The sequence below is a fragment of the Lelliottia sp. 7254-16 genome, from assembly GCF_002922995.1.
Taxonomy (GTDB): Bacteria; Pseudomonadota; Gammaproteobacteria; order Enterobacterales; family Enterobacteriaceae; genus Enterobacter; species Enterobacter jeotgali.
This window is the reverse complement of sequence record NZ_PQVS01000009.1, coordinates 15,141-38,698: the sequence shown is the minus strand read 5'-3', so window position 1 is coordinate 38,698 and position 23,558 is coordinate 15,141. Positions and strand designations below refer to the sequence as shown.

The 23,558-nt window shown below is 53.7% G+C and carries 28 protein-coding genes; 27 read left to right on the top strand and 1 reads right to left on the bottom strand.

Annotated elements, in window-relative coordinates; all coding sequences use genetic code 11:
• Position 1: 1 nt before the first annotated feature.
• The gene (locus C3708_RS13315) at positions 2 to 1,771 is read right to left on the bottom strand and encodes a terminase ATPase subunit family protein (RefSeq protein WP_103949573.1); all 1,770 of its coding nucleotides are present in this window, start codon (positions 1,769 to 1,771) and stop codon (positions 2 to 4) included.
• 166 nt (positions 1,772 to 1,937) lie between these two features.
• On the opposite strand from C3708_RS13315, the gene C3708_RS13310 reads away from it, so the two are divergent.
• From C3708_RS13310 to C3708_RS13180, 27 genes are all read left to right on the top strand, one after another.
• Positions 1,938 to 2,792 (top strand): GPO family capsid scaffolding protein, encoded by an 855-nt coding sequence (locus C3708_RS13310; protein WP_103949572.1) that lies wholly within the window; start codon positions 1,938 to 1,940, stop codon positions 2,790 to 2,792.
• 61 nt (positions 2,793 to 2,853) lie between these two features.
• Entirely contained in the window at positions 2,854 to 3,930 is a 1,077-nt protein-coding gene (locus C3708_RS13305; protein ID WP_103949571.1) for a phage major capsid protein, P2 family, read from the top strand.
• Positions 3,931 to 3,933: 3 nt separating this feature from the next.
• Complete coding sequence (locus C3708_RS13300; RefSeq protein ID WP_103949570.1) at positions 3,934 to 4,689, top strand: terminase endonuclease subunit; 756 nt, start codon at positions 3,934 to 3,936, stop codon at positions 4,687 to 4,689.
• A gap of 99 nt (positions 4,690 to 4,788) precedes the next feature.
• Entirely contained in the window at positions 4,789 to 5,292 is a 504-nt protein-coding gene (locus C3708_RS13295) for a head completion/stabilization protein (protein ID WP_103949569.1), read from the top strand.
• Positions 5,292 to 5,495 (top strand): tail protein X, encoded by a 204-nt coding sequence (locus C3708_RS13290; protein ID WP_103949568.1) that lies wholly within the window; start codon positions 5,292 to 5,294, stop codon positions 5,493 to 5,495. The genes C3708_RS13295 and C3708_RS13290 overlap by 1 nt, the downstream gene beginning before the upstream one ends.
• Positions 5,486 to 5,707, top strand: a complete 222-nt coding sequence (locus C3708_RS13285; RefSeq protein ID WP_103949567.1) for a primosomal protein — start codon at positions 5,486 to 5,488, stop codon at positions 5,705 to 5,707. The genes C3708_RS13290 and C3708_RS13285 overlap by 10 nt, the downstream gene beginning before the upstream one ends.
• Complete coding sequence (locus C3708_RS13280) at positions 5,691 to 6,200, top strand: lysozyme (RefSeq protein ID WP_103949566.1); 510 nt, start codon at positions 5,691 to 5,693, stop codon at positions 6,198 to 6,200. Before C3708_RS13285 ends, C3708_RS13280 begins: the two co-directional genes overlap by 17 nt.
• Entirely contained in the window at positions 6,197 to 6,622 is a 426-nt protein-coding gene (lysB, locus tag C3708_RS13275; RefSeq protein WP_103949565.1) for an Rz-like lysis system protein LysB, read from the top strand. Before C3708_RS13280 ends, lysB begins: the two co-directional genes overlap by 4 nt.
• The gene (gene lysC, locus C3708_RS23910) at positions 6,510 to 6,755 is read left to right on the top strand and encodes an Rz1-like lysis system protein LysC (protein WP_103949564.1); all 246 of its coding nucleotides are present in this window, start codon (positions 6,510 to 6,512) and stop codon (positions 6,753 to 6,755) included. The genes lysB and lysC overlap by 113 nt, the downstream gene beginning before the upstream one ends.
• Positions 6,718 to 7,185: a phage tail protein gene (locus tag C3708_RS13265; RefSeq protein WP_103949563.1), complete on the top strand. Its 468-nt coding sequence runs from the start codon at positions 6,718 to 6,720 to the stop codon at positions 7,183 to 7,185. Before lysC ends, C3708_RS13265 begins: the two co-directional genes overlap by 38 nt.
• Positions 7,178 to 7,624: a phage virion morphogenesis protein gene (locus tag C3708_RS13260; RefSeq protein ID WP_103949562.1), complete on the top strand. Its 447-nt coding sequence runs from the start codon at positions 7,178 to 7,180 to the stop codon at positions 7,622 to 7,624. Before C3708_RS13265 ends, C3708_RS13260 begins: the two co-directional genes overlap by 8 nt.
• A gap of 280 nt (positions 7,625 to 7,904) precedes the next feature.
• Complete coding sequence (locus C3708_RS13255) at positions 7,905 to 8,237, top strand: hypothetical protein (protein ID WP_103949561.1); 333 nt, start codon at positions 7,905 to 7,907, stop codon at positions 8,235 to 8,237.
• A gap of 8 nt (positions 8,238 to 8,245) precedes the next feature.
• Positions 8,246 to 11,530, top strand: coding sequence for a hypothetical protein (locus C3708_RS13250; protein ID WP_103949560.1), 3,285 nt, complete (start codon positions 8,246 to 8,248; stop codon positions 11,528 to 11,530).
• 279 nt (positions 11,531 to 11,809) lie between these two features.
• A complete protein-coding gene (locus tag C3708_RS13245; protein WP_103949559.1) occupies positions 11,810 to 12,451 on the top strand; it encodes a phage baseplate assembly protein V in 642 nt (213 codons plus the stop codon).
• On the top strand, positions 12,448 to 12,798 hold the full coding sequence (locus C3708_RS13240; protein WP_103949558.1) for a GPW/gp25 family protein: 351 nt from the start codon (positions 12,448 to 12,450) through the stop codon (positions 12,796 to 12,798). Before C3708_RS13245 ends, C3708_RS13240 begins: the two co-directional genes overlap by 4 nt.
• A gap of 5 nt (positions 12,799 to 12,803) precedes the next feature.
• Positions 12,804 to 13,715, top strand: coding sequence for a baseplate assembly protein (locus C3708_RS13235; RefSeq protein ID WP_103949557.1), 912 nt, complete (start codon positions 12,804 to 12,806; stop codon positions 13,713 to 13,715).
• Entirely contained in the window at positions 13,708 to 14,238 is a 531-nt protein-coding gene (locus tag C3708_RS13230; protein WP_103949556.1) for a phage tail protein I, read from the top strand. Before C3708_RS13235 ends, C3708_RS13230 begins: the two co-directional genes overlap by 8 nt.
• Before the next feature lie 11 nt (positions 14,239 to 14,249).
• Positions 14,250 to 16,199 carry a phage tail protein gene (locus C3708_RS13225; protein ID WP_103949555.1) on the top strand — a complete coding sequence of 650 codons (1,950 nt, stop codon included), beginning with the start codon at positions 14,250 to 14,252 and terminating at the stop codon, positions 16,197 to 16,199.
• A complete protein-coding gene (locus C3708_RS13220) occupies positions 16,200 to 16,619 on the top strand; it encodes a tail fiber assembly protein (protein WP_103949554.1) in 420 nt (139 codons plus the stop codon).
• Positions 16,620 to 16,743: 124 nt separating this feature from the next.
• Positions 16,744 to 17,937, top strand: a complete 1,194-nt coding sequence (locus C3708_RS13215) for a phage tail sheath protein (protein WP_103949553.1) — start codon at positions 16,744 to 16,746, stop codon at positions 17,935 to 17,937.
• 12 nt (positions 17,938 to 17,949) lie between these two features.
• Positions 17,950 to 18,468, top strand: coding sequence for a phage major tail tube protein (locus C3708_RS13210; protein ID WP_103949552.1), 519 nt, complete (start codon positions 17,950 to 17,952; stop codon positions 18,466 to 18,468).
• 55 nt (positions 18,469 to 18,523) lie between these two features.
• The gene (locus C3708_RS13205) at positions 18,524 to 18,832 is read left to right on the top strand and encodes a phage tail assembly protein (RefSeq protein WP_103949551.1); all 309 of its coding nucleotides are present in this window, start codon (positions 18,524 to 18,526) and stop codon (positions 18,830 to 18,832) included.
• A gap of 32 nt (positions 18,833 to 18,864) precedes the next feature.
• Positions 18,865 to 18,987, top strand: coding sequence for a GpE family phage tail protein (locus C3708_RS13200; RefSeq protein ID WP_103949550.1), 123 nt, complete (start codon positions 18,865 to 18,867; stop codon positions 18,985 to 18,987).
• Positions 18,977 to 21,394, top strand: coding sequence for a phage tail tape measure protein (locus C3708_RS13195; protein WP_103949549.1), 2,418 nt, complete (start codon positions 18,977 to 18,979; stop codon positions 21,392 to 21,394). Before C3708_RS13200 ends, C3708_RS13195 begins: the two co-directional genes overlap by 11 nt.
• Before the next feature lie 14 nt (positions 21,395 to 21,408).
• On the top strand, positions 21,409 to 21,873 hold the full coding sequence (locus tag C3708_RS13190; protein WP_103949548.1) for a phage tail protein: 465 nt from the start codon (positions 21,409 to 21,411) through the stop codon (positions 21,871 to 21,873).
• Positions 21,870 to 23,039: a phage late control D family protein gene (locus C3708_RS13185; protein WP_103949547.1), complete on the top strand. Its 1,170-nt coding sequence runs from the start codon at positions 21,870 to 21,872 to the stop codon at positions 23,037 to 23,039. The genes C3708_RS13190 and C3708_RS13185 overlap by 4 nt, the downstream gene beginning before the upstream one ends.
• A 76-nt stretch (positions 23,040 to 23,115) precedes the next feature.
• On the top strand, positions 23,116 to 23,337 hold the full coding sequence (locus tag C3708_RS13180; protein WP_103949546.1) for a DNA-binding transcriptional regulator: 222 nt from the start codon (positions 23,116 to 23,118) through the stop codon (positions 23,335 to 23,337).
• Positions 23,338 to 23,558: the final 221 nt, after the last annotated feature.

The following is a 23,558-nucleotide window of genomic DNA, read 5'->3' as shown; positions in this document are numbered from 1 at the left end:
GTCAGTAAATTTCCAGAATAGAGTTTGAGTGCATCCCGCTCCCGGCGGAAAGCGGTTCGTTTAGCAGGGCGTGCATGGTCGCCCACGCGATATCCGCGTGGCTGGCTTCCTCGCTTCGACTCGCTTCATAGGTCGAACTGCGCCCGCTGCTGGTCATGGTTTTGCGAATGGCCATAAACGACTGTGTGATGTCAGTTGCACCGGCGTCGTATTCCAGACACCCGCGTCGGATGGTGTCTTTTGCTTTCAGCACCATCGCGGTTTTCATTTCAGGCGTGTAGCGGATGGCGCGCGCCGCCGGGAAGAATGAGCGCACAAGCTGGTAAACACCCTGGCCGATGCCGGTCGCATCGATGCCGATATAGTCGACGGTGTATTTTTCGGTGAGTGACCTGATGGCCTCCGCCTGCGCCGCAAAATCCATCCCTTTCCACTGGTGACGCTCAAGGATGCGGAACTTGCCCCCGGCAACCAGCGGCGGAGCCACTACCGCACAGCCTGCACTGTCGCCGGTGTGTGACGGGTCGTAGCCAATCCACACCGGACGCCAGTTAAACGGACGGTCGGCAAATTGTTCGAAGTCCTCCCATTCTTCCATCGCATCGACCATGCAGCGCTGCAGCTCCTCGAACGGGAATACCGACGCCTTGTCGTCGACGAACTCGCACATGAACAGGTTGCGGAAATCGTCTGCGCTGTTTTCCTGTTTCAGTTGATCCAGATTGAACAGGGTGCAGCCCCCGGCGAGCGCATCCTCGATGGTGACAATCTGCCGCCACTGACCATCCGGGCACAGCACGCCACCGGCGAGCGCCTTGTGGCTGATATCGATGTCGACCCGTTCGTCGCGATTGCTGCGCCCCCGGTTAAACAGCTCGCCTGACCAGAACGGATAAGCACCGTGCGCCAGCGTGGACGGAGTTGAGAAATAGGTGGTGCGCAGATGCGACTGTGATGCCATCCCCGACGCCACTTTGCGCAGCCGCTGGAAATTCGGTATCCAGAAAATTTCATCGACATACAGGTCTCCATTGTGGCTCTGCGCGGTGTTGGAGTTGGTCCCGAGGAAAATCAGCTCTGCACCGTTGTTGCCGATGACAATCGGGTCGCCCGACAGGTCGACGTCGACGAGACGCGCAAAGGCGATGATGTATTTTCGGAACACGTAAGCCTGCGTTTTACTGGCTGACAAAAATATCTGGTTTTGCCCGGTTTTCAGGGCGCGCAAAAGTGCCTCGCGCGCAAAGTAAAACGTTGCGCCTATCTGGCGCGATTTAAGGATGTGGCGAATGCGGTGCGCGATGCCTGCCTTATGCCAGTTGAGCTGATACTCAAACGACTGGTCGAGGAAAATCTCTTCCAGTTTCTCGATAGCCTCCTCGCTGAAAAAGTTACGTTTCGGCTTTTTGCGATCGCCTTTGTTGCGGCTCGCGATATTGGGATTTAAATCCACTTCATTACCGGTCTGGCCGTAGCGATTCACGCGCGCGAGTCGCTCCATCTGTCGCGATAAAAAATCAGCGACCTTAAAGTCATGCGGTGTCAGGTCGGGCTTGGCATAAAGCTGAATCAGCCGCGCCTCAAGCGTCGTTTCCACGCGATTGAGCGGGGCGGTTTCCTCCCATCCGTCGCGCTGCTTCCAGCTCTGCACCGTCGGGCGCTTCATCTGCAGCGTGTCGGCAATTTGTGGCACGGAAAAACCCTGCCAGAACAACAGGCGCGCCTGTCGTCGCGGGTCGTGCAAAAGGGAGAGGTCAGTTGAAATGGTCATGGTTGCCTCGTGTCGGTGAATACGGGGCAAGGCTAAGGAAATTAGCGCAGGGATTCGCTAAGCCCCTGTTGTGTCAGGGGTTGCACTTCTGCAAGCGGTGGCTGATGCGGGGCGGAGTCGGGACACTACACCCGAACCGAAAACCTAACATCAGGACACCTGAACAATGGCAAAGAAAGTTTCTAAATGGTTTCGCATCGGCGTCGAGGGTGACACCTGCGATGGCCGCGTGATTAACGGCGAAGATATTCAGGATATGGCGGACACATTTGACCCGCGTGTCTATGGCTGTCGCATCAACCTCGAACACCTGCGCGGCATCCTGCCCGACAGCGTGCTCAAACGTTATGGCGACGTGACCGAAGTCAAAGCGGAAATTATCAGCGATGACTCGGCGCTGAACGGCAAGAAAGCGCTGTTTGGCAAAATCACACCGCTCGACGAGCTGGTCAGCATGGTGAAAGCCGGGCAGAAGGTTTACACCTCGATGGAAATTCGCCCGAACTTCGCCAACAGCGGCAAGTGCTATCTCGTCGGCCTCGCCGTGACCGATGACCCGGCAAGCCTCGGCACGGAATACCTCGAATTCTGCAGCCGTGCCACGCAGAACCCGCTCGCCGGTAAAAAAGCCCATCCTGACGACCTGTTTTCCGTTGCCACGCTGGCAGAGCTGGAATTCGAAGACGTTCCCGACACCGTGCTCAACAGCCTGACTGACAAAGTTAAAGCCATTTTCAACCGCAAGCAGGTGAGCGATGACGCGCGTTTTGCTGACGTGCATGAGGCGGTGACGGAAGTATCTGAACTGGTGCAGGCCAGTCTCAGTGCGACTGACCAGCGCATCGCGGAGCTTGAGACCACCTTTGCGCAGTTTAAGCAGGACGTGACGCGCAAGGCAGACGAAAGCGCGCAGGCGTTTTCCTCTCTGAAAAGCACCCTTGATAACACCGAAAGCCTGAGCCAGCCGCGCCGCGAGAAATCGAAAGGCGGGACGGGCGACGAGCTGCTGACCAACTGCTGATCCACACGCCGGGTGTATTGCCCGGCCTGACATCTGACAAATTAGAAAAACAGGAATACCCATGCGTAAAGAGACCCGCTTTAAATTCAATGCTTACCTGTCCCGCGTTGCGGAGCTGAATGGCGTCGAGACCGATGACGTGGCGAAGAAATTCACCGTCGAGCCGTCCGTGACCCAGACCCTGATGAACACCCTGCAGGTGTCATCCGCGTTTCTGACCAAAATCAACATCGTGCCGGTCGACGAGCTGAAAGGCGAAAAGGTCGGGGTGGGTGTCAACGGCACGATTGCGAGCACCGCCGACACCGCCGGTGATGATGAGCGTAAGACCGCCGATTTCACGGCGCTGGAATCCAACAAATACGAATGTGCGCAAATCAACTTTGATTTCCATATCCGTTACAAACAGCTCGACCTGTGGGCGCGATTCCAGGACTTCCAGACCCGTATCCGTGACGCGATCATCAAGCGCCAGTCACTCGATTTCATCATGGCCGGTTTCAACGGTATTACTCGCGCGGAAACCTCCAACCGCAAAACGCATCCGATGCTGCAGGATGTTGCGGTGGGCTGGCTGCAGAAGTACCGCAATGAAGCCCCGGCGCGCGTGATGTCGAAAATCACCGATGCAAACGGCGATGTGGTTTCGGCGGTGATCCGCGTGGGTGAAAACGGCGACTATGAAAACCTCGATGCGCTGGTGATGGACGCCACCACCAACCTGATTGACGAGATTTATCAGGACGACCCGGAGCTCGTGGTCATCACCGGTCGCAAGCTGCTCGCGGATAAATATTTCCCGATCGTTAACAAGACGCAGCCAAACACCGAATCACTGGCCGCTGACATCATCATCAGCCAGAAGCGCATCGGCAACCTGCCCGCCGTGCGTGTGCCGTACTTCCCGGCGGATGCGCTGATGATTACGCGCCTCGATAACCTGTCGATTTACTTCATGGACGACGCGCACCGCCGCGCCATCATCGAGGAGCCGAAAAAAGACCGCATCGAAAACTACGAGTCGATGAACATCGATTATGTGGTTGAGGCTTATGCCGCCGGTTGCCTGATTGAAAACATCAAGCCCGGTGAGTTTGCCGCGTCTGCTGAACCTGCTGACCAGAACGGCGGAGCGTAAGCCATGACGAGCCCCGCAGCGCTTCACATGATGCGGGTCTCGGCCTCTGAAACTGCACAGCGGGGCGCTGCTCCGCTGCGCAATGCAACTGCCTATGAGCAGATGCTCGTTAAGCTGGCCGCAGACTGTCGCACGTTAAAACAAATCCGATCCACTGAACGTAAGGCCGACAAAAAGCGTGAGCTGCTGCCGTTTTATCTGCCGTGGGTGGCGGGTGTCCTTGCGAACGGCAAAGGGGCGCAGGATGACATTGTCATGACCGTCATGCTGTGGCGTCTCGATGCGGATGATATCGCCGGTGCGCTGGAGATTGCCCGTTACGCGCTGACGTATGGCCTGACGATGCCTGTCGGCGGCCACCGTCGCACCACGCCGTATCTGCTGGCCGAAGAAGTCGCGCTTTCTGCGCAGCGCCTGCGCGATGCGAATCAGTCGCCTGAGCTGGCGCACCTGCTCCACACCCTCGAACTGACTGAGCGTGCGGATATGCCCGATATCGTGCGCGCGAAGCTGCACAAAATCACCGGCTACGTGCTGCGTGACGCAGGGAAACTGCCCGAGGCACTGGTGCACCTGCAGCGTGCGATCCAGTTAGAGCGAACTATCGGCGTGAAAAAGGATATCGAACAGCTTGAGCGCCAGCTTAAACCGAAGCCAGAGCCCGCGCCCAAAACGACTACACCACGCACGCGCAAACCTGCCGCTAAACCGGCGGTACGGCGCGGACGTCCTCCCAAAGCGGCAAAAGCCGCAGGTTAACCGAACGCTCCCCGAGCCGGGCGGCACGCCGTTCAACGCGGGTATTGATTGCCCTGACTGCGACCGGCGTCCACCGCCCACCTATTTTCTGAGGTTGTCATGATGACAGTAATTATTGAGCCCAAAAACCCGCAGGACGTGCCGGGCGTGGTGATACCGCCACCGGGCGTGAGCGAGTCGGTCATTAAAAATACGGGCTTTTTCCCTGATGTTGACCCTCAGCGCGTGCGCGAAGAAATGCGCCTTGAGCAGACGGTTTCCCCTGTGCGCCTGCGCCGGGCGATTAAAACCGCCATCGCGGAGACCAACGCGGAGCTGCGCGACTGGCGCGACCGTCAGCTCGACGCCGGTCACGCCACGCTCGCGGATGTCCCGACCGACGAGCTCGACGGCGAGAGCGTGCGCTGTTTCCACTACTTCAACGCCGTATGCGCGATGACGACCGCCACGCTGTACGAGCGTTATCGCGGCGTGGATGCGACCAGCAAGGGCGACAAAAAGGCCGACAGTATCGACAGCACTATCGATGAAATGTGGCGGGATATGCGCTGGTCAGTGGCGCGCATTCAGGACAGGGCGCGCTGCATTGTGGGGCAAATCTGATGAAGGTCTATGCGATGCAGGGTGACACCCTCGACGCGATTTGTGCGCGCTATTACGGGCGGACAGAGGGCGTGGTCGAGGCGGTGCTGCAGGTGAATCCGGGGCTGTCGGAGCTGGGCGTCATCCTGCCGCACGGCACGGCTATCGAGCTGCCCGAGACCGACAGCGCCCCGAAAACCGAGACGGTGAATCTATGGGACTGAACATGGAAAAAATCACGACGTTTGTCGCCTACTGGCTGGCCGTGGGGGTGGCGTATTTCGGGGCGATGTCCCCTGAAAAACTGGCGCTGTATGTCGGCGGTGGCTGCGCCATTTTTACCGCGCTGACGAATTACTGGTTTAAGCGCAAAACGTACCTCTACCTGACATCGCTCGGGCTGGATAAGGGGGCTATTCGTGAGCTCAATCATTAAAAAATGCAGTGTGGCCGCTGTGCTGGCGCTGGCGGCACTGATGCCTGACTTTCGTCTGCTGAACACCTCGCCCGGGGGACTGGCGCTAGTCGCTGATCTCGAGGGCTGTCGCCTGACACCTTACCAGTGCAGCGCGGGCGTGTGGACGTCAGGCATCGGCCACACTGCCGGTGTCACGCCGAAAGGGGATATCACCGAGCGACAGGCGGCGGCGAACCTCGTCGCGGATGTGCTCAATACCGAGCAACGGCTCGCGGTCTGCGTGCCGGTGAAGATGCCCCCACGCGTCTATGACACGCTGATCAGTTTTGCCTTCAACGTGGGAACGGGCGCGGCCTGTGGCTCGACGCTGGTCTCGTTTATCAAGCGTCAGCAGTGGTGGCAGGCGTGCGACCAGCTTACCCGCTGGGTGTATGTGAATGGCGTCAGAAACAAAGGTCTTGAGAACCGCCGCGCGCGGGAGCGGGCTTACTGCGTTAAGGGGATGCAATGAAAGTGCTGATGATTCTGCTGGCCGGATTGCTCGGCGGGGTGCTGTGGCTGCGCCATGACAACGCGAATTTATCCCGCTCGTTTGAGAAAGCGAACCGGGTCGCCAGCGAGCAAAAGACCACTATCGGGATGCTGAAAAATCAGCTTGCCGTGTCACAGCGTATTGCCAGGACGAATGAGACTGCGCAAGTCAGGCTCAGTGACGAACTGAACGCCGCCGGTGAGCTGGCGACCCGACGGGAACAAACGATCACGAGGTTACTCAATGAAAACGAGGATTTACGCCGCTGGTATCGCGCTGATTTGCCTGATGCTGTGCGCCGGTTGCACACCCGCACCGCCTGCGCCTCAGCCGGTCACTGTTTACAACGCCTGCCCGAAAGTGAGCCTCTGCCCGATGCCGGGAAGCGAGCCGCTCAGTAACGGCGATTTAAGTGCCGATATCCGCAGGCTTGAGCATGCGCTCACGGCCTGCGCGTTAAAGGTTGAAACCATCAAAGACTGTCAGGATAAAACAGATGCAGAAAATGAAAAGCCTGCGCAAGGCGCTCACTGATGCCGTGCCGCAGTTAAAAAATAATCCCGAAATGATGCGCATCTTTGCCGACGAGGGGAATATCGATGCGCGCCTCGCGGCCTCGCTGTCGCACGAAAAAATTTATACCCTGAATGTGATCGTGTGTGATTTTGTTGGCGACCCTGATTTGATTTTTGTGCCGGTGGCCGCGTGGCTGCGTGAGAACCAGCCGGATATCTGCACCACGGATGAGGGGCGCAAAAAGGGCTACCGGTTCCAGATGGATTTGAACGACGGGGATAACGTTGATATCAGTATCAGCCTGCAGCTCACCGAGCGCACGCTCGTCAGGGATGAAAACGGCGCGCTGCACGTCAGCTATGCGCCTGAGCCGCCTTTACCCGAGCCGGTCACGCGCCCGACCGAGCTGTACATCAATGGCGAGCTGGTGAGTAAGTGGGATGAGTGAGTTTAAACCCTTTGACGACAGGCTGGCCGGACTGATTGGGGCGCTATCACCGGCGGGGCGGCGTAAGCTCGCTGCTCAGATTGCGAAGGAACTGCGCAAGGCGCAGCAGCAACGCATCAAACAGCAAAAAGCGCCTGACGGCAAGCCGTATCAGGCGCGAAAGCGCCAGCCGCTCAGGACAAAGTCGGGACGTATCAAGCGGGCTATGTTCCAGAAGCTTCGAACCAGCCGCTATATGAAAGCCAGTGGCCAGAAGGATGCTGCTGTGGTGGAGTTTACCGGCAAGGTGCAACGCATCGCGCAGATTCACCAGTACGGGCTTAAAGACCGGCCAAATCAGTTTAGTCAGGATGTACAATATCCTGAGCGCCAGTTACTCGGATATAGTGGGGTAGATAGTGAGATAATTCATAAGCTAATTGCTAACCATCTAAGTTGAAGTCGATTAAGTTAGTCAATAGTTTGCATGTGGCCTCGCGATGGTTTTACGGCATAGTGATTTTAAGTGAAACAAAACTATTGACCTTGGGATTTACAAGGGCTATCAACTTAAATTGAGATCTAAGCTGTTGTAGGATATGTTAAAATGACCCATGCTCGAACACTGTTAACCACTTGAAGATGTAGCATTTAAAGTGATCGCTTGAACTGGGTAACTTCATAAGGTGTAGTCCCGAGAGATGACTACTGTTATATACTTATTGAATACATGGTGAGATATGGATTTTGTTACAAGTACGTTGCTTTCAGGAATACTCTATGATGGCTTTAAACATGGAGTGAAAATTACTACGGGATTTTTAAAAGAGAAATTACAAGGATGGATTGTTGATGATTCTTTATTGAGTCAATTATCCATCAAAATAAATGATCTTAATCTTCAGGATTACAGTGAAAATGCTATTGAGCGAAAGCTCAATGAATCATCAGACATACAAGGTATTTTAAGTTTGATACAACCTTGTCAAAATAATAATATAGGGACTGTTACTCAGTATCATAGCGGTTCGGGTGATAATATTGTTGGTAATAAAACTATTCACAACAAGTAGAAATAAAGATGATGGTAAATCAAGAACACAATGGCTCAGGTGATAATATCGCAGGGAATAAATACGAATATATAGTTCGTAATATTCAGTCTAGGGATTTAATATCTGTCATAGATGATGTCATGCATGATATTTCTTATAGGGAATTAGTTAAGGCGCGTGAAAAGCTCGACGTGCTCAATAACATAAGCTCATTAGAGCATGATGTATCTCTATTGTTAAAATCTTTGAATTTAAAACTTGATTTAGTTAAGGGTTCTATACCATCATCGAAAAGTGATTTAATTAGATTACTGCAGTATACAAACCTCTCAACGGAAGTTTGGGAGGTAGTGGTATCTATTCTAATAGATTATGAATCTAGAACTTCTGAAAGTATTGCTCGAGAAAGATACTTAGATTCTAATTCTGAGGGGCATTATATTAAAGAAGTTTTCTTTGAGCGCCTGGCATCCCAAGAAGAGTTATTAGATTATTACAATAGCTCAAAGGTTTATAATTTATCTGAGCAGGAAATAACCGGGATTATTAGAGGCGCTATAAGAGTTGAAGATTATGAACTTTCCTTTCGGCTTTCTCAATTATTAAATAAGCATTTTGAATCGAGCAACTCCAGAGCACTATTACTTTTAACAGAAAGTTGCATTCTTATTGAGCGTAATCAACAAATTCAATATATATCATTTAGTAAGCAAGAAAAATCAAATGTCGATCGACTTATTGTCAATCTTTTAGCCGACAGTGTTAATAATAATACGGACAGACAAATTGCAACGTTAACTAATTTGTTAAACGTAACATGTTTCATGGATAGTAGGCTTTTTGATATGGGAAAGGTCTATGTGAATGAAATAAGAAAAATGGCACCAGCAACTGCCGATCTTTTAGAACAGATAGATACAAGATTAGTAATTCCAAAAAATAATTTTAAATTATTATCTAACTCTCTGGACTTAGAGCAGTTTGCGCTTTTGGATTTTGCTCTTGAACATGATTACGTTAAGATTAGAGATGTCCAAAAATGGATTGACCAAGGTGGGGTAATCAGTACTGGTGATGAATATATAAATTCATTTTTTGATCTATATCTAACTGCTTTAGTATGTTCAATTGATAATAAAAATGAAATACAAGAATTAGAAGTGAAATCGCAAAACTTTTTTGAGAAAGATTTAAATAGATTTAAGCAAATAAATCCTGCCGGTATTTTGAAGATGTGCGAAAGATTTATAAAGCTTAACTTACCTTTGAGTGTTGTTACTTATCTCAGTCCATTTATTTCAGATGATGCTTGGGTATCGCCAACATTTGAATGCTATTTGAATGCTTTATATCTAAGTGAGAAATTTGATATGTTTCTTTCTAAAATAAAGCATCTTCAACCTGAGGACAAAACACAGTTAATTTATATAAGAGAAGCTGAAATTTGCGAGAGAATGGGTGAAAATGAACAATCAATTAATTTGACTAGATCTGCAATAGATTTGTATCCAAATAACCCGTATCCTTGGCATTTGTTGCTACATACTTCAAGGAAGGACGGCGCCACTGTTGATGCTCTGAAGGAGATTGTTTTTGAAATACCGGAAGCAATATTATCCAACTTTCATGAGTCAAATATAGCATTGGTTAATGAGATAGCCACTCATGTCGATGTATGCCTTGCTGAAAGAGTTCTTGTCGATTGGTTTGTACAAAATCCAAGTAAAGTTGCTAAGCCTTTCACTCAGATTCATACTAATACGCTTATAAAGCGTTCAGATGATCATAGCAATCCCTATATTCCGATGAAGTGTGGGGATGGCGTAAAATATTCGGATGGATTCGAGACCTTTACTCGAATTCTTGTGCGTGACGTTGATGCTAGTCACCCAAGCTTACTAGATATAGATTCTCCTTTAGGCCAGATACTTGAGAATATGCGCCAAGGGGAGAGTAGCAGGGGTTATACGTTGCTTGAGCGCCTACCTCCATATGTTGCAGCGTTTAGATTAGCAGTGGAACTTCGCAGCAAAAGTAACGATGGTACTGATGCATTTAGACAGTTTTCGCTACCCTCTAATGAAGAGGATTTTATTCCCTATTTTGAAAGTATTATAAGGCACTACGACTCTCAAGACAAAGAAAGAGATGCTATACTCCATGGTCCTACTGTACCCCTTGTTTTTAGAGGGAAATTTACCTTTCCATCCGATCCCGTTAGAGGTGCTTTAAATAATTTAACGGCACTTGCATCTGCTAAAAATTTGGCATTATTCAATGATGGGGAAGAAAATCCTGATAAGGTGATCATTGATGTTTATACGGCTGTCTATATATCGCTGATGGGTTTCTCTTCGGCTTTCGTTAATTTGGAATCCTCAATAGTTGTTAGTCAATATACAAAAGATGTTTTGGAGAGCTGGATAGAGAACATCCTGAGAGAGGATTACTTATCCATAGGGGTGACTGATAAAGGCATTTATAGAGTTACATCAAAGGATATTAGAGAATATTCTTCTGAACTAATTCGTGGGCTTCAAACTTTACTTGAACATGTGACAGTGGAAGCAATGAAACCGGTTGATACGCCTGAGTTATTAGTGAAGATAAGAGATATGGTAGATGAATCTATTTATTCTACTTTCCAGTTGTCGGTGGCAAATAATATTCCCTTGCTTTGTGTTGATCACTTAATGTGTGAATTGATTTATCGCTCAGGCTTTCCAGTCTCGAACATGTATTCTTACATTATGAAGGTTTTGCATTCTTTAACTCTCTCTGAAAGAAAGAAAAGCATTCAAATTAGTTTGACTTCGGGCACACCAGTCCCTATTTTATATCATGATATAATGGAATTAAGTATTTCAACCGATAAGTCAGATGCATATCTTGTATTTAAGTTTATGGAAAAATATGGCGAAGTTATTAATGCTACAGGATCTCCTCTCGAGTATCTAACTGCAATTGTAAGAAATGCAACAGTATTGGCATACATTGACAAGACAATTCTTGCAGGAGGGCGTGCGCATAATCCACAGTATGATGGGTATGCTGAACATATTTTTTATTATTGCTGTCGGTCTGCAATGCTTTCTCTAGAGGGGGATACTAGTGAAAAAAGGTTAGCACTTCTTATAGAAAATTTGATTAGTACGACTCGTCTGGCTCGTAAATACTTAGATCTGATATCGTTGCTTACATCTGAGTTCGCTTTAGGGCATTTTCTCGATTTTGATGCATGTAACGAGGCTTTAGTTGCGTGTCGTGTGGATAGACAAGCTAAAGATCAGGAAAATGGGGAAGTAATTTAGATGTAGAATCTAGCACTCAACTAGTTGATAAATGAATTTATATTGGACATTGGTTATTTGCATTTTCAATATTTAGCATTGATCAAGAGTGAGTGCCAATTGTATTTGAGTAGCTAATTTTATTTTTTCCATAGCTATCTACGTAATACTTCGCCAAGAACTAAGTTCTGAAATTGTTACGTCATTTGCAATTGTTCCTCTTTGTTTCTCGATGTTGTTTCATCGCCTATAAAACCCTACCAGATTGCCGCTGGCATTGTTCGGCGGCATCCTTCCCCCATGAACAATCTAACTTCTCTGCAGGATATCGCTCGCGCGATCCGCAACCTCATCCGCACCGGTATTGTGACCGACGTCGACCCCGTCGAGGGGCTCTGTCGTGTCCAGACCGGCGGGATGCAAACCACCTGGCTAAACTGGCTGACCTCTCGCGCCGGGCGCTCGCGGGTGTGGTGGGCTCCTTCCGTTGGCGAGCAGGTGCTGATTCTTGCCATCGGTGGCGAACTCGACACCGCGTTTGTTCTGCCCTCCATTTTCTCTGATGACCATCCTGCACCGTCTGCCTCACCCGATGCCTTTCACGTTGCCTTTCCTGACGGGGCGGTCATTGAGTACGAGCCAGAAAGCGGGGCGCTCACCGTATCAGGTATCAAAACCGCCGACGTCACCGCGTCGGATTCCCTTACCGCCACCGTGCCGGTGGTGCTGGTCAAAGCTGAAACCCGCATCACGCTCGATACCCCCGAGGTGGTGTGTACCAACAAGCTGATAACAGGCTCACTCGAGGTGCAGAAGGGCGGGACGATGAGAGGGAATATCGAGCACAGCGGCGGGAAACTGACCTCTAACGGCGTGCAGGTGGATGACCACGACCACGGCGGCGTGAAGCGCGGCGATGACAGAACGGTGGACACACAATGACGGTGCGTTATCTGGGAATGAACAGCCAGACCGGGCTCAGTATTTCTGAGGCCGACCATATCAGGCAGAGCGTGCGCGACATTCTGGTCACGCCGGTTGGCTCGCGGGTGATGCGCCGTGAATACGGCTCGCTCCTGTCGGCGCTGATTGACCAGCCGCAGACCCCGGCGCTGCGCCTGCAGATTATGTCTGCGTGTTATTCCGCGATCCAGAAGTGGGAGCCGCGCGTCAGTCTGTCGACCATCACCTTTGAGCGCGGCGAGACTGACGGTGCGCTGTATGTCGATATCACCGGGACGCGCTCGATGACGAGCCAACCCTTTTCACTGACCATTCCACTGAGTTAAACGTTATGGCTACCATTGTTGACCTGAGCCAGCTCGCCGCGCCCGATGTCGTGGAGGAGCTCGATTATGAAACCATCCTGACCGAACGAAAGGCGACGCTCGTCTCGCTCTATCCCGCAGACCAACAGGAAGCGGTCGCGCGCACGCTGGCGCTCGAATCCGAGCCGATGGTGAAACTGCTGCAGGAGAACGCTTATCGGGAAGTTATCTGGCGTCAGCGCGTCAATGAAGCGGCGCGCGCGGTCATGCTGGCTTACGCTGCCGGTGCTGACCTCGACCAGCTCGGGGCTAATTCCAGCGTTGAGCGCCTCGTGATTACGCCTGCAGACGAGACCACGCTGCCGCCGACGCCTGCCGTGATGGAATCGGACACCGACTATCGCCTGCGCATTCAGCAAGCCCCCGAGGGACTGAGTACCGCAGGCTCAACCGGCGCATATCAGTTTCATGGTCGCAGCGCTGACGGACGGGTCGCGGATATTTCCGTCATCAGCCCTGAGCCGTCGTGCGTCACCGTGTCGGTGCTGTCCCGCGAGAATAACGGCGCAGCGTCTGCTGACCTGCTGGCGGTGGTGCGTGCGGCTCTCAATGATGAGGACGTGCGGCCGGTCGCTGACCGCGTGACCGTTCAGTCAGCCGCGATTGTTGACTACACCATTGACGCGGCGCTTTACCTTTACCCCGGACCCGAAAGCGAGCCGGTGCTCAGCGCGGCAAAAGCGAAGCTGCAGACCTATATCAGCGCACAGCACCGGCTCGGGCGGGATATCCGCAAATCCGCCATCTATGCCGCGCTCCACGTCGAGGGTGTGCAGCGTGTCGAGCTCGCCGCACCGGTGGCCGACATCGTGCTCGATGATACGCAGGCCTCTTTTTGCACCGTGTACAGCGTGACGGTCGGGGGCAACGATGAGTGAGACCCGTCTGCTGCCGGTCGGCTCCTCGCCGCTTGAGGTGGCGGCGGCGCGCGCCTGCGAGGATATCGAAAACACCCCCGTTCCGCTGCGTCGTCTGTGGAACGCCGACACCTGCCCCGCGAATTTGCTGCCGTGGCTGGCGTGGGCGTTTTCGGTTGACCGCTGGGATGAGAGCTGGCCGGAAGAAACCAAACGCGAAGTGATCCGCGCGGCGTGGTTTATCCATGCGCACAAGGGGACGATTGGCGCGGTGCGTCGCGTAGTGGAGCCGCTCGGGTATCTGATTAACGTGACTGAGTGGTGGGAAACCAACGACCCGCCCGGCACATTCCGCCTCGATATCGGGGTGTTAGAGACGGGCATCACCGAGGAAATGTATTACGAAATGGAGCGGCTGATTGCCGATGCCAAACCCGCCAGCCGCCATCTTATCGGTCTGAACATTATTCAGGATATTCCGGGCTATCTGTATTACGGAGCCCTGAGCTATGACGGCGATATCACCACGGTTTACCCCGGATAAGTGAGAGCACAATGACAGTAAAATATAAAACCGTTATCACCAAAGCCGGTGCGGAAAAGCTGGCGGCGGCGACCGTCCCGAACGGGAAGAAAGTGAATTTTACGGCGATGGCCGTCGGGGACGGTGGCGGCAAACTGCCCGAACCGAACGCCAGCCAGACAAAGCTGGTCAATGAGGTCTGGCGTCATGCGCTGAATAAAATCAGCCACGACAAAAAGCACAAAAACTATGTCGTCGCCGAGCTGGTTATTCCGCCCGAGACCGGCGGTTTCTGGCTGCGTGAAATGGGCCTTTACGACGACACCGGCACGCTGATTGCGGTCGGTAACATGGCGGAGAGCTACAAGCCCGAGCTGGCGGAAGGGTCAGGACGCGCGCAGACGCTGCGCATGGTTATCATGGTGAGCGACATCGACACGGTCGAGCTGTCCATCGATACTACGCTTGTGATGGCAACGCAGGATTACGTCGACGACAGGCTCGCAGAGCATGAGCAATCACGTCGCCATCCTGACGCCACGCTGAAAGAAAAAGGTTTCACGCAGTTAAGCAATGCGACCGACAGCACGTCTGAGACGCTCGCCGCGACCCCGAAAGCGGTTAAGGCGGTCTATGACTTCGCCAGTGCTAAATATACGGCTCAGGACGCGACCACAAAGCAGAAGGGCATTGTCCAGCTCAGTAGTGCGACCGACAGCACCTCGGAAGCGCTGGCGGCGACGCCAAAGGCAGTAAAGAACGTTAATGATGACCTGAGCAGAGTAAAAGAGAGTCTGGGAACGGCATCAAAGGCGGATGTCGTGACATCGATGACAGACACGACCGCCGGGCGAGTGCCGGTCGTCGGCTGGCAGGGGCTGGGCGGCGGAGCCCGAGATACCAACGTTTCAAAAGAAACCGTTGCATCGTTCTGGCGCGATACGGTGACGGTTAAATCAGGGATTACGCTTCCCTACGACGGTACGCCCACAACCAATTATTTCGGCATTGATGGGGCGAACCTTCACGCCTATATCGGGCGTCAAAAATCTGGTGAGGGCATTTCTTGGGTAAAACTGTACAGCGAATTTAACAAGCCCACGGCGGCGGATGTCGATGCTGTTTCGGCCTCGCAGGGCGGAACATTCCAGAAAGGCATTGCCGTCAAGGGCAATGGTGCCACGGTGGCGCTGTGGCCGCTTGCTGCAGGTCAGTCGAGCTATCTGTTAGGCAAGGATTACAACGGCGATAACGTGTTTTATTTCGGACGCGGGAGCGAGAGCTATCACGTATCGCTCTATAACTACAAAGGCAACAGCGGAATTATTTTAGGCTGGGAGGGGTCTGTTTCCCTCAACCCTGACGCCGGTAAGCCCGTCATTGTTAACAATGGACCGCTGAAAGCCAGTACGGAAATTCAAAGTTCAAATGCTAACAGTTTCCGGATTGCCTACGGGAATTACGGCGCATTCTGGCGAAATGACGGTAGCAATCATTATCTTATGCTCACCAATAGCGGTGACGCATGGGGGGGCTATAGCAGTTTGCGTCCCTTTACCGTGAACATCCCGACCGGAAGGGTCTCCCTCGGACATGGTCTGAATGTGACAGGCCAGGTCTTGCCGTCAGATTACGGGAATTTCGATGCGCGTTATCAGACCAAAGGGAGCTACGCCGCGCCGAATATCGCATCGAGAGCGGCGAATGGCTGGCTGCAGGATGCGAGTACCGGCCTGATTTATCAGTGGTGTCAGGGTGCGACGGTCAGCAATGAAGCTAACCACACGGTGACGTTCCCTAAAGCGTTTCCCTCGGCGTGTCTGTTTGTCTCAGTCGGTACGTTAAACGTGAGTAATAACGACAACGCTGAGCAGATTTATCACCTTGTTTCAAAGACGACGGCGAACTGCGTCGTTAAACCTAATCGGGCATATGGCAGTAACGGCAATGTTGCGCCGTTAGTCTGGGCTGTGGGGTACTAAATGAACGGATATTTTTACAGTGCGGGAATCGGTGGTTTTTTGTATGAAGGGGATCGTGCTGCGTTTGAGGCGGCGGCTGGCTGGCCTGCCGATGCGGTCGCCATTTCTGACCGCTGGTATAACCAACTTATCGACGGCCAGACCAAAGGCAAAATGATTGTGCCGAATGAGCAGGGCAAGCCAGTGCTGAAAGCCATCGCGCCTGATTACCCGGCAATGGCGGAACTGCAGAAACAACACATTATCAGCGACGCGATGCAATCCGTGAGCGTGATCCAGCTCAAGCTGCAGGCCGGTCGCGCTCTCACTCAATCTGAGTCAGTCACACTGGCCGCTGTGCTGGATTACATCGATGAGGTTGAAAATATCGATACAGCATCCGTGACAGGTCAGGTCGACTGGCCGCAAATTACCCGCTAAACCAGAGCCCTCCACCCGGAGGGCTTTTTGCTGGTTGTGTCATCCTCCCGCCAACGCCATTCCGTTTCCTGTATTCCGCACACAACACAAAATAGTGGCTCCACTTCACCACGGAGTTAAACGGATGGGCGACTATCATCACGGCGTGCAGGTCATCGAAATTAATGACGGCGTGCGCACCATTTCCACCGTCTCAACGGCCATCATCGGCATGGTCTGCACGGCCAGCGATGCAGACGAAAAAATGTTCCCGCTGAATGAGCCGGTGCTCATTACCAGCGTGCAAAGCGCCATTGCGAAAGCGGGTAAACAGGGCACACTGTCGGCCTCCCTGCAGGCCATCGCCGACCAGTGCAAACCGGTCATTGTGGTCGTGCGCGTGGCCGAAGGTATCGACGACCCCGACGATCCTGACGCGGCGCAGAAAGAAACGATTTCCAATATCATCGGCACCACGGACGAAAACGGGAAATATACCGGGCTCAAAGCGCTGTTGACGGCGCAGACCGTCACCGGCGTTAAACCGCGCATTCTCGGCGTGCTGGGTCTTGATTCACAGGAAGTGGCGACCGCGCTCGCGTCAACCTGTCAGAGCCTGCGCGCCTTTGGCTACGTCAGTGCATGGGGCTGCAAAACCATTTCCGACGCCATCGACTATCGCAAGAATTTCAGCCAGCGCGAGCTGATGGTCATCTTCCCTGATTTTCTGGCGTGGGACATCACGGCGAATGAAACCTCAACCGCCTGGGCGACGGCGCGCGCGCTCGGTCTGCGTGCCAAAATCGACCAGACGGTCGGCTGGCATAAAACCCTGTCTAACGTCGGCGTGAATGGTGTCACCGGCGTCAGCGCCTCGGTGTCGTGGGATTTGCAGGAGCCTGCCACCGACGCGAACCTGCTGAATCACGCCGGTGTCACCACGCTGATTCGTAACGACGGCTTTAAGTTCTGGGGCAACCGCACCTGCTCGGATGACCCGCTTTTCCTGTTTGAAAACTACACCCGCACCGCGCAGGTGCTGGCCGACACGATGGCGGAGGCGCACGCGTGGGCGATGGATAAGCCCATCACTGCGACGCTTATTCGTGACATCGTCGCCGGTATCAATGCCAAATTCCGCGAGCTGAAAACCAACGGCTATATCGTCGATGGCGCGTGCTGGTACGACCCGGAGTCAAACGACGTCACAACCCTTAAAGCGGGGAAACTGTATATCGATTACGACTACACCCCCGTCCCGCCGCTGGAAAACCTGACCCTGCGCCAGCGCATCACTGATACCTATCTGGCGATCCTGTCGGACTCGGTCAACAGCTAAGGAGCTGAGAACATGGCATTACCGCGCAAGCTTAAATATCTGAACATGTTCAACGACGGCCTGAGCTATATGGGCGTCGTGGAGTCCGTCACGCTGCCAAAGCTGACCCGCAAGCTTGAGAAGTATCGCGGCGGCGGAATGCCGGGCTCGGTATCGATTGACCTCGGCCTCGATGACGACGCGCTGTCACTTGAGTGGACGCTCGGCGGTCTGCCTGACATCGACCTGTGGGCGCAGTATGCCTCGCCGGGTGCTGACAGCGTGCCGCTGCGTTTTGCAGGCTCTTATCAGCGCGACGACACCGGCGTAATTTCTGCCGTTGAGGTGGTAATGCGTGGCCGTCACAAAGAGTACGACGGCGGCGAGAACAAGCAGGGTGAAAGCGGGACGACCAAAATGTCGACCGAGCTCGCCTATTACCAGCTCACGGTTGACGGCAAAGAGGTCATCGAGATTGACGTCATTAACATGGTGCTGAAAGTCGACGGCGTTGACCGTCTGGCGGAGCATCGCAAGGCGATTGGCCTGTAACCCCTGAACCGGTCAGTTATGCTGGCCGGTCACTTAACTTTGTTGAGAGAACACTATGAAAAACATCAATGAAACCGACGTTACCGAAACTGAAAACCCGAACGTCGTTACCCTCGATACGCCGCTGATGCGCGGTGAGCAGAAAATCGAGCAGGTGACGTTAACCAAACCGAATGCGGGAACCCTGCGCGGCGTGTCGCTGGCGGCGCTGGCACAATCGGATGTCGATGCACTGATTAAGGTGCTGCCGCGCATGACGTATCCGGTGCTGACAGAACACGAAATTATTCGCCTCGACGCGTCCGATCTGCTGTCGTTCGCCGGTAAGGTGGTCGGTTTTTTGTCACCGGCTTCGGCTCGTTAACGTTCCCTGAAAACCTGTCGGTCGATGACCTGATGGCGGATATCGCAGTGATATTTCACTGGCCGCCGTCAGAGCTGAATTCCCTGAGCCTGACCGGACTCCTGACATGGCGCGACAAGGCGCTGCAACGTAGCGGAAACCATCATGAGCAATAACGTCAGACTTGAGGTGCTGCTGAACGCAGTCGACCGGGCAAGCCGACCGTTTAAAGCTATCCAGACCGCCAGTAAATCCCTGTCGGGCGATATCCGCACTTCACAGAAATCCCTGCGCGAGCTCAATGCGCAGGCGTCCCGCATTGACGGATTTCGAAAAGCCAGCGCGCAGCTCGCCGTCACCGGTCAGTCACTGCAAAAGGCTAAGCAGGAAGCGGCCGCGCTGGCCGTTCAGTTTAAAAACACCGAGACACCTACGCTCGCACAGGCGCGCGCACTGGAAGCGGCGAAGAAATCTGCTGCTGACCTGCAGCTCAAATATAACGGCCTCAGGCAGTCGGTACAGCGCCAGCGCACCGAGCTCTCGCAGGCCGGGATTAACACCCGCATGCTGTCGGCGGATGAGCGCCGACTGAAAGGCAATATTAGCGAGACGACTGCGCAGCTTAACCGTCAGCATGACGCGCTGGCGCGGGTTAGCCAGCAACAGGCCAGACTGAGCGCGGTTAAAAAACGCTATGAATCCGGGCAACACCTTGCCGCCGGGGCGCGCAATGCCGGGATGGTCGGCGTCGGTGTATCAACTGCCGGGCTTTACGGGGCGTCACGCTTCATCGCGCCGGGCATCGGATTTGATAAACAGATGTCAGGCACGCAGGCGATCCTCGGGCTTGATAAAAGCGATGACAAACTCGCGGCCATTCGTCAACAGGCGCGTGATATCGGTGCGACCACGGCCTTTTCACCGGGTGATGTGGCGAGAACGCAGACCACGCTCGCACGCTCAGGCTATAACGCTGACGACGTGCTGGCGGCAACCGGGTCAACCGTCAACCTGAGCCTTGCGGCTGATGTCGATATTGCCGAAGCCGCCGACATCATTACCAACATGCAATCGGCGTTTAACCTGTCCACCACCGAGATTGAGCGAGTCGCGGATGTGATGACTAAAGGTTTTACGTCGTCGAATACTGGCCTTGTCGAGTTGGGCGAGGCGATGAAATACGTCGCGCCGATTGCGGAGGCCGCCGGGGCGAGTATTGAAGACACGACGGCGATGCTCGGGATTCTGGCGGATAACGGGATTAAAGGCTCGATGGCCGGAACCGGGGCGAGTGCCATTTTTAACCGTCTGCAGGCTCCGATGGGTAAAGCCGTCGATGCGATTGCTGAGTTAGGCGTTAAGACCCGCGACGGCAAAGGGAACATGCTGCCGGTCGAGAAAATCCTCAAGGATATTCATAAGTCTTTTGCGAAAAACAAACTCGGGACAGCGGAGCAGGGCGAATACCTGAAAGTCATCTTTGGTGAGGAGGCGATGAAGGGGGCGATTAAACTCGTCGCCGCTGCCGGTGATGGCTCGCTTGCCAGCAAACGCCAGCAAATCGGGGACTCCAAAGGAACCACGGAACGGATAGCCAAAATCCAGACCGACAACCTCGACGGGGATCTGAAAAACCTGCAGTCGGCTTATGAAGATTTGCAGATTGAGGTATTCGATAAAGAGAACTCCGCGCTGCGTCGCCTGACGGTTTCCGCGACCGATATGCTCGGCAGGGTCGCCGCCTGGGCGAAAGCAAATCCCGAACTGACACAGACTATTTTCACCGTTACCGCCGGTGCGCTGGCGCTGGTTGGCGTGCTCGGCGGGATTGGCCTGATTGCGTGGCCGGTCATCGCCGGGATTAACGGCATTATCGCCGCTGCCGGTTTGCTGGGTGTGATTTTCTCGACTGTCGGGACCGCCATTGTCACGGCCATTGGGGCAATCAGTCTGCCGGTGGTGGCCGTGGTCACTGCTGTCGTGGGTGCTGCGCTGCTCATCTATAAATTCTGGGAGCCGATTAGCGCCTTTTTCGCGGAGGTGGTGGCGGGGATAAAAACGGCTTTCGACTCACTGTCGCCGGTGTTTGACGCCATCGCGAAAAAACTCGGTGCTGTCTGGAAATGGTTCACTGACCTGTTTGCGCCGGTCAAGTCCCTGCAGGACATTTTCGAGCGCTGCAAAAATGTCGGTGTGGCCTTTGGACAGGCGCTGACTGATGCGCTGATGGCTCCGCTCGACATCTTCAACAGCCTGAGCGGAAAGGTGAGCTGGTTGCTCGAAAAGCTCGGTGTTATCAAAAAGGAATCCAGCGACCTCGGCCAGAACGCCACGAAAACGGATAAGACCCCAAATGGCGGGTATATCCCGGCAACCGCGGCTTATGGTGGCTATCAGAGTTATCAGCCGGTCACGGCTCCTGCCGGGCGCTCGTATATCGACCAGAGCAAAAGTGAGTACAACATCACCCTGCAGGGCGGGGTTGCGGCGGGGAGTGACCTCGACCGCCAGCTCCGCGAGGCCGTCGACAAACTCGACCGCGAAAACCGTGCGCGTCAGCGCTCCAGCATGAGACACGATTAAGGAGGACATGAAGCATGTTAATGGTGCTGGGCTTTTTTGTGTTTGAGCGGCGCACCATGCCGTATCAGTCGATGCAGTATTCGAAGGATTACCGCTGGGCGTCAAATGACCGTATCGGCAAGCCACCGGCGTATCAGTTTCTCGGGGAGGGGGAAACCACGCGCACGCTGTCGGGTGTGCTTTACCCGGAAATCACCGGCGGCCGCCTGTCCTTACTGGCCGTCGAGCTGATGGCCGACGAGGGGCGCGCATGGCCGCTGATTGACGGGAACGGCATGATCCACGGCATGTATGTCATCGATAAAGTGACCCACACCCACAGCGAATTTTTCAGCGACGGCGCGGCGCGAAAGATTGAGTTTAGCCTGTCGCTGAAACGCGTCGATAAGTCACTCGCGGCCATTTATGGCGACCTGAAAACGCAGGCCAGCAATCTGGTCACTGATGCCGGTAACTGGCTGGGAGGGCTGGCGGGATGATAACGGAAATGAATATTCAGGCCGGGGCACGCATCGCGCCTGCGTATATGCTCACGCTCGATGGCGAGGATATCACGCAGAATTTCAGCGACCGGCTAATCGGGCTGACCATGACCGACAATCGCGGATTCGAGGCTGACCAGCTTGATATCGAGCTCGATGATACCGACGGGCTGGTCGAGCTGCCGCCGCGCGGGGCAAAGCTGACGCTGTGGCTGGGCTGGCAGGGCTCCGCGCTGGTGAATAAGGGGAGCTTTACGGTCGATGAAATCGAGCACCGGGGCGCGCCCGATACGCTGACTATCCGGGGGCGCAGTGCCGATTTTCGCGGGACGATGAACTCCCGCCGCGAGCAGTCATGGCATGACACCACGCTCGGGGTGATTGTTGAGACCATCGCGCAGCGTAACAAACTGACGGCCAGCGTCGCGGATACCCTGAAAGCCATTGCGATCCCACATATTGACCAGACGCAGGAATCCGACACGGCGTTTTTATCCCGGCTGGCGGAGCGTAACGGGGCGTCTGTCTCAGTAAAAGCAGGGAAACTGTTATTTCTGAAAGCGGGTAGCGCGATGACGGCCAGCGGCAAACCCATCCCACAAATGACCGTTGAGCGTGGCGACGGCGACCGGCATCAGTTCGCCATTGCTGACCGCGAAGCCTACACCGGCGTCACGGCGAAATGGCTGCACACCAAAGACCCGAAACCGCAAAAGCAGAAGGTGAAGCTGAAACGCAAACCAAAGGTGCAGCACCTGCGCGCGCTGCAGCACCCGAAAGCGGCCAAAACCACGGCAAAGACCAAAGCTAAAAAGGAGCAGGAAGCGCGAGAGGGGGAGTATATGGCCGGTGAGGCTGACAACGTGCTGGAGCTCACGACCATCTACGCGGCAAAGGCACAGGCGATGCGCGCCGCTCAGGCAAAGTGGGACAAGATACAGCGCGGTGTCGCAGAATTTTCAATCTCGCTGGCGTTTGGCCGTGCTGATTTATTTCCTGAAACGCCGGTGGCGGTGAAAGGCTTTAAGCGCGTGATAGACGAGCAGGCGTGGATAATCAGCCGGGTGGTGCATAACCTCAACGGGAACGGCTACACGACGGGCTTAGAGCTTGAGGTGAAGGTTTCTGATGTGGAGTATGAAAGCGAAGAGACAGAAAGCTGATTATGTTTTATATGTTTGTTTTTAAAGGGTAAAGTGAGTAAAATGCATGCATCGGAAACGTTCAAAGGTGCACATCATGTTTCACTGTCCTAAATGCCATTTTGCCGCTCACGCTCGCACAAGCCGCTATTTTTCTGACACGACAAAAGAGCGATACCATCAGTGCCAAAACATCAACTGCAGTTGCACCTTCGTCACTACCGAATCCCTTTCGCGTTTTATCGTTTCACCGGGTGAGGTAGTGCCCGCGCCACCGCACCCGACAGCGTCAGGACAACAGCAGATCCAGTGGATGTGACTAAAAAAAGCCCCGCATAAGTGGGGCTTTTTGTATCTGTGAGATATGCGGTGTTAATTACATGGTTGTCAGCAGAGTGCCAGGAGCGGAAGTCATCAAAGTCTCCACTCTCGAAATAAATATCAAATCCTTATATAGCATTTTCCAATATAACCAATTGAAAAAAAATAATATTTTGGTATGTTGATTGAAATGAGTAGTTTTAGAACCCAGATGAAAAA